This is a genomic window from Arthrobacter sp. SLBN-122 (assembly GCF_006715165.1).
Classification (GTDB): domain Bacteria; phylum Actinomycetota; class Actinomycetes; order Actinomycetales; family Micrococcaceae; genus Arthrobacter.
Map to the genome: position 1 here is coordinate 2,630,947 of NZ_VFMS01000001.1, position 11,061 is coordinate 2,642,007.

Here is an 11,061-nt window from a genome sequence, read left to right on the forward strand (position 1 = left end):
GCTGCCAGAATTCCTTCCGGCGCCGCTGCCGGCCCTGCTCAGGCGCCCTCTGCGCCGTCCGCCGGATTGGCGGCGATATCTATTTCCAGCTGCCGCCGGGTTTCCATCATGACGCCCACCAGTCCGGCATCGAACAGCGGCCGGAACCGTGCCACCGGAGTGGCCACGCTCAGGGCGCCTACCACCATGCCCTTGCCGTTGTGCAGGGCCATCCCGAAGGCGCTGATGCCCTCCTCGGTGCCTTCGAAGTTGGCGGCAAACCCGTTCGCGCGCACGGACTCCAGCTCGCGCAGGAAGGCCGGATACTCGGAGTCCGGAATGTAGTCGCCGCCCAGCTCCGCATTGGGGCTGCGGAACAGCTGCTCCAGCACGGCGGGATCCAGTTCGGCCAGGATGGCTTTGCCGCCCGAGGCTTTGTGGGCAGGGAGCAGGGTGCCCTGGCGGTCTCCTACGCGCAGGATGTTGGTGCTCTCCACCGTGTCCAGGAAGCGGACCTTGGTGCCCACCCGGATCATGAGGTTGACGGTCTCGTTGGTGCGGGCGCAGAGCAGTTCCATGTGCGGCCGCGAGATGTCCCGCAGCTTCCGCGTCCAGCTGAAGCCCGCCGGGCCCGCCCCCATCGCCGGACCGGGGACATACCGGCGGGTTTCGTCCTGGACCGCAAAGCCGCGGTACACCAGCATGGCCAGGAGCCGGTGGGCGGTGGACGGTGCCACGTCCAGTTCCTCTGCCGCGTCCTTGAGCCGCAGGCTGCCAACGTCCCGGAGGAGCTGGAGGAGCTGCAGGGCGTTGTCCACCGCTTCGATGGAATAGGTGGGCTTCCGCCGGGCCGGAAGATTCTGCATGACAGAATCTTATGGGCGGAGTGCTATGACTGCCAGCACAGTGGTGGGATGAATCACACAACTTCCGCTGCAGCGCCGCAGCGCACGGCCGCCCCCGCTCCGGGCGCAGGCCGTTCCGGGTTCCCCCGGCGTTCCGTGCTCGCCGTCCTGGTGTGCTGGCTGCTGGTCGTTTTCGACGGCTACGACCTGATCGTCTACGGCACCGTCCAGGGCTCGCTCATCAACGACACCGGCTGGGGCCTCACCAAGGCCACGGCCGGAACCATTGGGTCCATGGCCTTCGTCGGCATGATGATCGGGGCGGTCTTCGCCGGCCGCATGTCCGATACCTGGGGCCGGCGGCGCACCATTATCGGCTGCGCCGTCGTCTTCTCCGTCTTCACCATTCTCTGCGCGTTCGCGCCCAACGCGCCGGTCTTCGGCGGCCTTCGCCTGCTGGCCGGCATCGGACTGGGCGGCCTGGTGCCCTCAGCCAATGCCCTCGTGGCCGAACTGGTGCCGGAAAAATGGCGGTCCACCATCGCCACCCTGATGATGTCCGGCGTTCCCATCGGCGGCTCCCTCGCCGCACTGGTGGGTATCCCGCTGATTCCGGCCTTCGGCTGGCCCGTCATGTTCCTGGTCGCCGTCGTCGCCCTGGTGGTGGTGATCCCGTTGGGCCTTCGCTTCCTGCCGGAAACCCTGGCACCCAATCCTGGCGCAGAAGCCGGAGGCACAGCCAAGGCCTCAGTGGGATTCGGCTCGCTGCTGCGGGCGCCCTACCTTGGCATCAGTGTCCTGTTTGCCATCGGCACCCTGGTGACCCTGTTCGCTTGGTACGGGTTGGGCACCTGGCTGCCCAACCTCATGCAGCTGGCCGGCTACAACCTGGGCTCCGCCCTGACCTTCGCGCTGGCGCTCAACCTGGGTGCCGTTGCCGGTTCGGTGCTGACCGCATGGGCCGGCACCAGGTTCGGTCCCATCCCCACGGCCATCGCGGCAGCCGCCGTGGCCGCCGCCGCCCTGGTGGTCCTGGTGACCGGGCCGCCCGTCGCCGTCGTCTATTTTATGCTGGTGCTTGCCGGCGTCGGAACGCACGGCACCCAGTGCCTCATCATCTCCGCCGTGGCCAGCCACTATCCGGCGCACCTCCGCGGTACGGCACTGGGCTGGGCGCTTGGCGTGGGCCGGATCGGCGCCGTGGCCGCACCGCAGGCCGGCGGGCTCCTGCTCGCTGCGGGCCTGGGCGTCAATTCAAACTTCCTGGCGTTTGCCGGAGCAGCGGCCGCGGCAGCAGTCCTGATCGCGGCAGTCGGCATCAAAATCAAGAAATCAACAGCAGTAGGAGTTTCCAATGTCTAACGTCAAAGAGTCCACCGACGTCCTCGTGGTGGGCGGCGGCATGGCCGGACTTGCCGGAGCCCTGGCGCTCCGCGAAAACGGCGCCGACGTCACCTTGGTCGAAGTGGCGCCGGCCTTCGGTGAAGTGGGTGCCGGCCTGCAGATGGCCCCCAACGCTTCCCGCGTCCTCAAGCGCTGGGGCCTGCTTGAGAAGGCACTGGAAATCGGCGTCCAGCCCAAGCACCTGGTGTTCCGTGACGCTGTCACCGGCGAGGAACTGACCCGCCAGACCCTGGGCGGGGAGTTCGAGGAACGCTACGGCGCCCCCTATGTGGTCATCCACCGCAGCGACCTGCATCGGATCCTGCTGGAGGCCTGCCAGGAAGCCGGCGTCACGCTGGTGAACGACGTCCTGATGCAGAAGGTGGAAACCGACGGCGACCGGGCCCGCGCCTACACCGCCAAGGGTGAGGTCTTCGAAGCCGACGCCATCCTGGCGGCCGACGGCCTGAAGTCCACCCTCCGTGGCACAGTTGCCAACGACGGTCCGGTCAACTCCGCCTACGTGGCGTACCGCGGCACCGTGCCCATCACGGAGGAGACCCCCGCGGCTGACCTGGAAGACGTGATCGTCTACCTCGGCCCGAACTGCCACCTGGTCCAGTACCCGCTCCGCAAAGGCCAGCTGCTCAACACCGTGGCAGTGTTCAAGTCCCCGTCGTTCGAACGCGGCGAAGAGCAGTACGGCGGCGTGGACGAACTCCAGGCGGCTTACAAGGACTGCGTCCCCGCCGTGCAGGAAGCCCTGAAGAACCTGGCCACGGGCATCCGCTGGCCCATGTATGACCGCAACCCCATCGGGAACTGGGTTTCCGGCCGCATGGCCCTGATCGGCGACGCGGCCCACCCCATGCTGCAGTACCTGGCCCAAGGGGCCTGCCAGGCCTTGGAGGACGCCGCGGTGCTCCAGGACGTGGCGCGCAACAACGTCTTCACCCCCGAGGGGATCGACGCCGGCGCCTGGGAGGCGGCCTTCCGAGAGTTCAATGAAGCCCGTGCCGCCCGCACGGCCCGCGTGCAGCGGACCGCCCGGATCTGGGGCGAGTCCTGGCACGTGGACGGCGTGGCCCGCGTCCTGCGGAACATGCTGTTCAAGAGCCGCGGTGACAACAACTTCCAGTACAACGACTGGCTGTACGGCCGCAACGAGCCCGGCGTTCCGGCAGAGGTTCCGGCCGGGGCCAAGCTGGTGGAAGCCTAAGCACCGCTTTCCAAAGGCGGGCGTACGACGGCGGGTGGCTCCCGCCGTCGTACGCCCGCCTTTGGTCTGGGCTGCCTAACACAATCCATTGCTCCGTATCCGTCCTTTTGACGCCTGAAAACGGCAGATACGGAGCATTCGATTCCTCTAGTGGGGCGCGGGGCCGGTGGACTCACGGATGGTCAGGTGGGTGGGCATGACGGCCAGCTGGCGGCTGGCGCTTCCCGACAGCGGGTTGAGCTGGGCCAGCAGCATGGACACCGCCACCCTCCCGGCCTGTTCAATGGGGCTGGAGATGGTGGTCAGGGGCGGGTTGCAGAAGTCGGCGCCGAAGATGTCGTCCGATCCGATGATGCTGATGTCTGCTGGCACCCGGATGCCGCGCGCCTGCAGGCGCTGGAGCATTCCGATAGCCAGCAGGTCGTTGAAGACGATGCAGGCCGTGGCCCCCGTCCTGACCGCCGCGTCCGCCGCGGCGGCCCCTGAGGTCGTCTTCGGGGTGTAGGGGCCGATCCGGTGGACCTCCATGCCCCGCCTTGTGGCGTCTTCCTCGAAGACCTTCCATCGCGCCTGGTTTGACCATGACGTGGGCGGCCCGGCGACATAGCAGACTCTGTGGTGGCCCAGGGAGGCCAGGTGCTCCAGGGCCTGGATGATGGCGGACGGCGTATCGATCATCACCGTGGGGGCGCTGGTGGAGGCCCGGTTGAAGGTGACCAGGGGCTGGGTCCGGGAGACCTCTGCCAGTTGGGCGTCCGTCAGGCGCGAGGCGGCAAGGATGAAGCCGTCCGCGGATTTGCGCATCTTGTGCAGCGCATCCAGTTCCATCTCGCTTGATTCCTCGGTGTCCACCAGGAGCTGGGTCACGCCAGCGGCCTTGAGCTGGTGCTGGGTGCCGCGGATGATGTCGAAGTAGAACGGGTTGGTGATGTCAGGCACCAGCACGGCTACTGCGTTGGTCCGGCCGGAACTGAGCCCGCGCGCCTGCGAACTTGGCACGTAGTTCAGTTCCGCTGCCGCCTCTTCAATGCGGACGCGCGTGCGGGGATTGACCCGGTCCGGTCGGGCAAGGGCCCGTGACACGGTGGACGTTGCCACCCCGGCCAGTTCGGCAACGTCGCGGATGGTGGGCGGGCGGTCCCGCCGGGCATCCCTTTTGGGCGCGTCCTGGGCGGTGTCTGTAGTCCCTGAATCAGCCACGGCAGTGGGCCTTTCCTTGCTGGCTGGACGAACCGCCATCCCCAGTTTCCTGCCGGCGTGCCCTGTCTTTTACTGCATCCATCTGAGCACTTATGGCAACTTTTGGCAACCGCTTGCCACGTGCTTGCCATCTTCCTAGACTGGCTTTCGAGTCGCCTGCAGTGATTTCCGCCACAGGACGGATGTGGCCATGTGGGTGTCCTAGAGGAGAAAAACAATGAGGTTTAAATCGACTACTGGGCTTGCGGCGATTGTTACGGCTGCAGCACTCGCCCTGACCGCTTGCGGTTCAGGTTCCGGGGATGGCGGGGGAGGTTCCACGAATGCGGACGGCAAAGTGGACGGGACGGGCAAAACGCTCAACGTCCTGGTAGGCGTCCTTCCCCAGTACCCCGAACAGCAGAAGCAGTGGCAGAGCGATATCGCTGCCAAGTTCAAGGCTGAAACCGGGGCCGACGTGAAGTTCGAAACCTTCGCTTCGGCCAATGATGAACTCACGCGAATCCAGACCTCCGTGGTCTCCGGGCAGGGGCCGGACGTCTACGGACTGGGCACCACGTTCACCCCCACCGCGTACGCCACCAAGGCATTCGTCACCCTCTCGGATGACGACTGGAAGAAGGTTGGCGGCAAGGACCGCTTCAACCAGGCTGCACTCGGTATTTCCGGACCGGACAAGGACCACTTGGCCGGCATCCCCTTCGTCAGCCGTCCGTTCGTCATGGCGTACAACAAGGACCTCCTCGCCGCCGCAGGCATCGACAAGCCCGCAACCAGCTGGGACGAACTTGCCGCCCAGGCCAAGAAGATGACCAAGGACGGCACCTATGGCATCGCTACCGGCTACAAGGACAACTTCGATCCCTGGAAGTTCATCTGGGCCATGTCCGTCCAGGCAGGCAACCCGTTGGTGGACGGCAACAAGCTGAAGATGGACGACCCCGCCGTCAAGAAGGCCTACGAGACCTACTTCGGCTGGCTGACCAACGACAAGGTGGTTGACCCCGCTGCAGTGGGCTGGAGCAACAGCAACGCCGTGGCGGCCTTCGCCAGCGGCAAGGCCGGCTACCTGATGATGACCACGTCCAGCTCCATCCCAACCCTGGACAAATCGGAAGTTGCCGGCAAGTACCAATACACCCTGATGCCCACCATCGCGCCAGGTGAGACGCAATCCAAGTCCGACGGCGACGCCGCCAGCATCCTTTCAGGCGACAACCTGGTGGTGGCTGACTACTCCAAGCAGAAGGACCTGGCATTCGCCTACATCAAGCTGATTACTTCCAAGGACGAGCAGCTGAACTACCAGAAGACCTTCGGTGATTTCCCGGCCAACGCCGAGGCCCTCGCCACCCTCACTGACGCCAAGCTCAAGCCGCTCGCTGAGGCTGCCGCAAAGTCCAAGGCCACCCCCTTCACCGGTGCCTGGGGCGACATCCAGCTCGCCCTGCTCAACGTCACCGTCCAGTCCGTCCCGGACCTGGCCGCCGGCAAGGTGGACGAGGCCGCCCTCGAACAAAGGATCAAGGACGCCCAGAACAAGGGCCAGGCTTCCCTGGACCGGGCCTCCAAAGGATAGTTCCGATGTCAACTGACGCCTCTCATGAAGTCCGGCCTGCGGCGGATTCCGCCGCAGGCCGGGCGGCCCGGACTGCCGATGCAGCCGGCCATAGCCCCGAGCACCACGGCGGTCCCCGCCGCAAAGGCCTGAGCGAACGCAACCGGCCGCTGTGGATGCTCATCCCCGGCGGGGCCCTGATGATCATCATCATCGTGGTCCCGCTCCTGCTGGGCATCTACATGTCCGCCCTGAACCTGGACCAGTACACGCTGCGGAAATGGATCAGCGCACCATTCATCGGAGTGGAAAACTTCGTTGAAGCCGTCACCAGTTCGCCGTTGCTGCACGCAGTATGGCTCAGTGTCAGCTACTCGCTCCTGGCCATGGTGGTGACGCTGCCGCTGGGCATCGCTGCCGCCATCGCAACCCAGAACGCCTTCAAGGGCCGCGCCGTCATCCGGTCGGTCTTCCTGATCCCCTACGTCCTCCCGTCCTTCGTGGTGGCCACCGTCTGGCGGACCATCCTCCAGCCGGGCGGCATTATGGACGAGGCCCTGGGAACCGTGGGAATCAATGTTGGGCTGTGGCTGAACGGGCCGCAGACCTTCTGGACGCTGGTCCTGGTCCAGATCTGGGCGTCCTGGCCGTTCATCTACCTGCTGGCGCTGTCCGGCCTGCAGTCCGTTGACCATGAGGTGCATGAGGCCTCGGCCCTGGACGGCGCGCTGTGGTGGAACAAGCTGCGTTACGTGGTGTTCCCCTACCTGAAGGGCCCGCTGGCGCTGGCCTTCCTGATCGGGATGCTGCACCACATCAACAACTTCACCCTCCCGTACGTGCTGTTCGGCGTTCCGGCGCCGGCCGACGTCGAGGTCCTGCCCATCCTGACCTACGTCACCAGCTTCCAGAGCTTCCGGTTTGGCCTGAGCGCCGCGATGGCCTTCATCTCCCTGGTGCTCATCGCCATCCCGCTGTTCGTCTACCTGCGTGCCGTCAAGCTTGACGACGCCGAAACACCAGGAGGCAAGAAATGACCACCACGACAGCCACACGGCAGAGTGCGGCCACGGCCCACGTCGACCGTCCCGGCTCGCACCGGCAACACGAGGTCCTGCGCCTTCTTCCCACCCCTTTGCTGATCTTCGTCCTGGTCTTCCTGGGCGCCCTTGTCCTGACTCCTGTGCTGTATATCTTCCTGGCCTCGGTGAACTCGGACATCGGCGTGGCCAACGGGGAGTTCTGGCCGTCCACGGTCACGCTCGAGAACTACTCGAAGATCTGGACCAGCGTGGGCCTGGCCACCGGCCTGACCAACAGCGTCCTGGTGGCCGGGGCAACCGCGGTGGTTTCGGCGGCGATGTCCATCTCCACGGCGTTCGTCCTGGTCCGCTACAGCTTCCGCGGACGGCTGACCATCCTCCGCGGACTGCTGGCACTGCAGTCCGTCCCCGGCACCCTCATGGTGCTGCCGGTCTTCGTCCTGTTTTCCTCGGCCTCGACCTATCTGGGAATCCAGGTCATTGGGACCCAGTGGGGCCTGTTCGTCACTTACCTGACGTTCGCCATGCCGTTCTCCACGTGGGTGATGGTCACCTACCTCCGCGGGCTCCCCAAGGAGCTTGAAGAGGCAGCAAGGATCGACGGCGCGTCCCACCTTGGCGTGCTGTTCCGGATCATCCTGCCGCTGAGCTGGCCCGGCATCGTTGTTTCCGGCATCTTCGCCTTCCTGCTTGGCTGGAACGACGTGCTGTTCGCCTCGGTGATGACGCGTCCGGAAAGCCAGACCGCCGCCGTCGCGCTTCAAATCTTCGGCGCTTCCCAGGAAGGCGGCGCCATTCCCTACTACGGCCAGATGATGGCGGCGGCGCTGGTGTGTGCCGCTCCCGTGGTCATTCTTTACCTGATTTTCCAGCGTTACCTAGTAGGCGGGCTGACCGCCGGAGGAGTTAAATAACCATGGTTTCGACCAACCAGGTCACCTGGCAGCTGTCAGGCTTTGGCGACGAGATCGACGACGACCCAGCGGTCCAGATCGCAGTGCTGCAGGCGCTCGGCGCCAACCACATCGAAGTCCGCAGCGCCTGGGGCACCAACATCGTGGACCTCAGCGATGAGCAGTTGCAGGCATTGGCGTCACTGCTGAACGAGAAGGGCATGAAGGCCTCAGCCATCGCTTCCCCCATCGGGAAGGTGGACGTCAGCCTTCCCGTGGAACACGAGGTTGAGCGGCTGCGCCGGGCGGTCAACGCCGCCAAGGTGCTGGACGCCAGGTACATCCGCATCTTCTCCTTTTACTACGGCGAGTCCGTGCAGGTGGACAGCATCCGCGACGCCGTCATGGAACGGATGCGGGCGCTCGCCGACGTGGCGGAGGAAGCCGGCGTGATCCTGCTGCACGAGAACGAGAAGGACATCTTCGGCGACGTTCCCGATCGCGTCCTGGACATCATCGAGACCGTCAACTCGCCGTCGCTGAAGGTGGCGTGGGATGCCGCGAACTTCGTCCAGGTGGGAGTCAAGCCCTTTGACGAGGGGTACGCGAAGCTGCGTCCGCACCTGGAGTACCTGCAGGTCAAGGACGCCTTGTTCGAAAACGGCCACGTGGTGCCGGCCGGGGAAGGGGACGGGGACGTGCTCCGCACCGTGGAGGCCCTCAAAGCCGACGGCTACCAGGGCTTCGCCTCCCTGGAGCCGCACCTCGCCGGCGCCCACGGCCTGGGCGGCTTCTCCGGCCCCACCGCCTTCGGCATTGCAGCACGCGCCTTCGCAAAAGTCACAGCAGAAGCAGGAGTCCAGACCGCATGAGCACCTTGAACGTAGCCATCACCGGGTGCGGCGTCATTGGCCGCACCCACGCCGTAGCCCTCCGCGAGTTCCCGGACGTACGCATCGTGGCGCTGGTGGACGCCATTCCCGAGGCGGCCGAAGCGCTCGCCGGGTTCATAGAGAAACAGGGCGGGCAGCGGCCGCCGCAGTACAGCACGCTGGCGGACGCCTTCGCGGCGGAGGACATCGACCTCGTGGCGCTGGCAACGCCCAGCGGCCTGCACATCCAGCAGGGTCTGGAAGTCCTGGCCGCCGGCAAGCACGTGGTCATTGAAAAGCCCTTGGACGTTGACCTCACGCGGGCCCAGGAAATCGAAGCCGCGGCAAAGGAAGCCGCTGGCAAGGGGATCGTGGCCTCCGTTATCAGCCAGCACCGGTTTGACCAGTCAAGCGTGGCCGTTGCCGATGCCATCGCGAAGGGCCGCTTCGGCAGGCTGACGTCTGCCATCGCTTCCGTGGCCTGGTGGCGCAGCCAGGGGTACTACGACTCCGGCGACTGGCGCGGCACGTGGGCCATGGACGGCGGCGGTGCCCTGATGAACCAGGGTGTCCACACAGTGGACCTGCTGCTGTGGTTCATGGGGCGTCCCGTGGAGATCCACGCCCACACCGCCAGGCTGGCCCACGAACGGATCGAGGTGGAAGACACCGCCGTTGCCACCGTCACCTTCGAAAACGGGGGCCTGGCCGTGCTGCACGCCACCACTGCCGCCTACCCCGGTCTGACCGTCCGTGTGCAGCTCATGGGATCCGAAGGATCAGCCGTGGTGGACAACGACCGGTTGCAGTACTTCCACAGCAAGGACGCCGGCGGCGAATCCGCGGACATGGGCCTCCAGGGCGGGGGCAACCAGGCCGAGGAAGAACTGGCCAAGTACCCCGAGGAGGACTACAAAGCCGCCGACCCCACCACGTACCCCGCGGGGCACGTCCGGCAGTACCGGGACATCCTGGCCGCCATCGCAGCAGGGCGGCAGCCCGGTGTCACGGTCAGTGACGCCGTCAACGCGCTCGCCGCCGTGCGTTCCGTCTACGTATCCGCCACCCTCGGCCAGCCCGTCCTTTTCGACGACGTCCTGGCGGGCAAGTACAACGACCTCGAAGTCCGCACCGGAACCGCGGCAGAAAGCGCCTGAGGCTATGAAGTTTTCAGTATTTACCGCATCAACCCCCGAATGGACTCCCGAAGAAGCAGTGCAGCACCTGACTGAGCAGGGCTGGGACGGCGTGGAGTGGCGGATCACCGACCAGGCCGGTGCCCCCGAGCCGGGATTCTGGGCCGGCAACAAGGCCACCGTCCCGCTCACCGGCATGGAAGACCACCTGGACCGCATCGCCTCCCTTACATCCGGCGCCGGCCTGGAGTTCTCCGGCGTCGGCGGATACGCCCGGTGCGACAACCATGAGGATGTTGACCGCATGCTGGCCGCCACCGCCAGGCTGGGCGCCGGCCAGGTCCGGGTGACCACACCGCCCCTGGGAACCGCGGCATGGGGAAACGAGCCTGCCAGCGGGACGCCCTACCCGGAGCTCTTTGCCAGCGCGCGCCGTGATTTCGAGTGGATCGCCGAACGGGCCGCCCACCATGGGGTGAAGGCCCTCGTGGAACTGCACCACCGCACCATCACAGCGTCGGCCTCGTCCGCGCTGCGGCTGCTGGACGGCCTGGATCCGCGGCACGTGGGCGTGATCCATGACCTGGGCAACCTGCTGATCGAGGGACAGGAGGACTACCTCCCGGCGTTCCAGCTCCTGGGCGACTACCTGGCCCATGTCCACGTGAAGAACGCGGTCTGGGTCAACAGCGGCGAAACCGATGAGTCCGGCGCGGCCGTCTTCCGGAACGAGTGGGCTCCGCTGCGTTCGGGCCAGGGCAGCGTGCTGCAGTACTTCAAGGCACTCGCGGCCTTTGGCTACGACGGGTGGGTGACCGTGGAGGACTTCTCCACCGAACTCCCGCTGGCGGAACGGACGGCGGGGAACCTTGACTACCTCCGCTCCACGGCGGCCCTGGCGGGGCTGTCCGTCCCTGCAGGGAGGCGTTGACC

At 66.0% G+C, this 11,061-nt stretch carries 10 protein-coding genes; 8 read left to right on the forward strand and 2 right to left on the reverse strand.

What is annotated here, in order from left to right:
* Positions 1–38: 38 nt before the first annotated feature.
* The gene (locus tag FBY36_RS12335; RefSeq protein ID WP_142119792.1) at positions 39–845 is read right to left on the reverse strand and encodes an IclR family transcriptional regulator; all 807 of its coding nucleotides are present in this window, start codon (positions 843–845) and stop codon (positions 39–41) included.
* A gap of 48 nt (positions 846–893) precedes the next feature.
* Between FBY36_RS12335 and FBY36_RS12340 the strand changes: the two genes are divergently transcribed.
* Both FBY36_RS12340 and FBY36_RS12345 read left to right on the forward strand, forming a co-directional pair.
* Positions 894–2,186, forward strand: a complete 1,293-nt coding sequence (locus FBY36_RS12340) for an MFS transporter (protein ID WP_142119794.1) — start codon at positions 894–896, stop codon at positions 2,184–2,186.
* Positions 2,179–3,426 carry an FAD-dependent oxidoreductase gene (locus FBY36_RS12345; RefSeq protein ID WP_142119796.1) on the forward strand — a complete coding sequence of 416 codons (1,248 nt, stop codon included), beginning with the start codon at positions 2,179–2,181 and terminating at the stop codon, positions 3,424–3,426. Before FBY36_RS12340 ends, FBY36_RS12345 begins: the two co-directional genes overlap by 8 nt.
* Before the next feature lie 147 nt (positions 3,427–3,573).
* Here the strand turns inward: FBY36_RS12345 and FBY36_RS12350 are convergent, their stop codons facing one another.
* Positions 3,574–4,626 (reverse strand): LacI family DNA-binding transcriptional regulator, encoded by a 1,053-nt coding sequence (locus FBY36_RS12350; protein WP_142119798.1) that lies wholly within the window; start codon positions 4,624–4,626, stop codon positions 3,574–3,576.
* Positions 4,627–4,843: 217 nt separating this feature from the next.
* Here FBY36_RS12350 and FBY36_RS12355 point away from each other — a divergent pair, with 217 nt between their 5' ends.
* The 6 genes from FBY36_RS12355 to FBY36_RS12380 are packed head-to-tail and all read left to right on the forward strand — an operon-like array spanning position 4,844 to position 11,059.
* Positions 4,844–6,205: an ABC transporter substrate-binding protein gene (locus tag FBY36_RS12355; RefSeq protein WP_200830486.1), complete on the forward strand. Its 1,362-nt coding sequence runs from the start codon at positions 4,844–4,846 to the stop codon at positions 6,203–6,205.
* 5 nt (positions 6,206–6,210) lie between these two features.
* Entirely contained in the window at positions 6,211–7,221 is a 1,011-nt protein-coding gene (locus tag FBY36_RS12360) for a carbohydrate ABC transporter permease (protein ID WP_142119800.1), read from the forward strand.
* On the forward strand, positions 7,218–8,141 hold the full coding sequence (locus FBY36_RS12365) for a carbohydrate ABC transporter permease (RefSeq protein WP_142119802.1): 924 nt from the start codon (positions 7,218–7,220) through the stop codon (positions 8,139–8,141). The genes FBY36_RS12360 and FBY36_RS12365 overlap by 4 nt, the downstream gene beginning before the upstream one ends.
* A gap of 2 nt (positions 8,142–8,143) precedes the next feature.
* Positions 8,144–8,992: a sugar phosphate isomerase/epimerase family protein gene (locus FBY36_RS12370; protein ID WP_142119804.1), complete on the forward strand. Its 849-nt coding sequence runs from the start codon at positions 8,144–8,146 to the stop codon at positions 8,990–8,992.
* Positions 8,989–10,149, forward strand: a complete 1,161-nt coding sequence (locus FBY36_RS12375) for a Gfo/Idh/MocA family protein (protein ID WP_142119806.1) — start codon at positions 8,989–8,991, stop codon at positions 10,147–10,149. Before FBY36_RS12370 ends, FBY36_RS12375 begins: the two co-directional genes overlap by 4 nt.
* Positions 10,150–10,153: 4 nt before the next feature.
* Positions 10,154–11,059: a sugar phosphate isomerase/epimerase family protein gene (locus FBY36_RS12380; protein WP_142119808.1), complete on the forward strand. Its 906-nt coding sequence runs from the start codon at positions 10,154–10,156 to the stop codon at positions 11,057–11,059.
* Positions 11,060–11,061 lie beyond the last annotated feature (2 nt).

Coding starts and splice junctions, on each gene's coding strand:
- FBY36_RS12335 (WP_142119792.1), bottom strand. CDS start 845: ATGCAGAATCTTCCGGCCCGGCGGAAGCCCACCTATTCCATCGAAGCG.
- FBY36_RS12340 (WP_142119794.1), top strand. CDS start 894: ATGAATCACACAACTTCCGCTGCAGCGCCGCAGCGCACGGCCGCCCCC.
- FBY36_RS12345 (WP_142119796.1), top strand. CDS start 2,179: ATGTCTAACGTCAAAGAGTCCACCGACGTCCTCGTGGTGGGCGGCGGC.
- FBY36_RS12355 (WP_200830486.1), top strand. CDS start 4,844: ATGAGGTTTAAATCGACTACTGGGCTTGCGGCGATTGTTACGGCTGCA.
- FBY36_RS12360 (WP_142119800.1), top strand. CDS start 6,211: ATGTCAACTGACGCCTCTCATGAAGTCCGGCCTGCGGCGGATTCCGCC.
- FBY36_RS12365 (WP_142119802.1), top strand. CDS start 7,218: ATGACCACCACGACAGCCACACGGCAGAGTGCGGCCACGGCCCACGTC.
- FBY36_RS12370 (WP_142119804.1), top strand. CDS start 8,144: ATGGTTTCGACCAACCAGGTCACCTGGCAGCTGTCAGGCTTTGGCGAC.
- FBY36_RS12375 (WP_142119806.1), top strand. CDS start 8,989: ATGAGCACCTTGAACGTAGCCATCACCGGGTGCGGCGTCATTGGCCGC.
- FBY36_RS12380 (WP_142119808.1), top strand. CDS start 10,154: ATGAAGTTTTCAGTATTTACCGCATCAACCCCCGAATGGACTCCCGAA.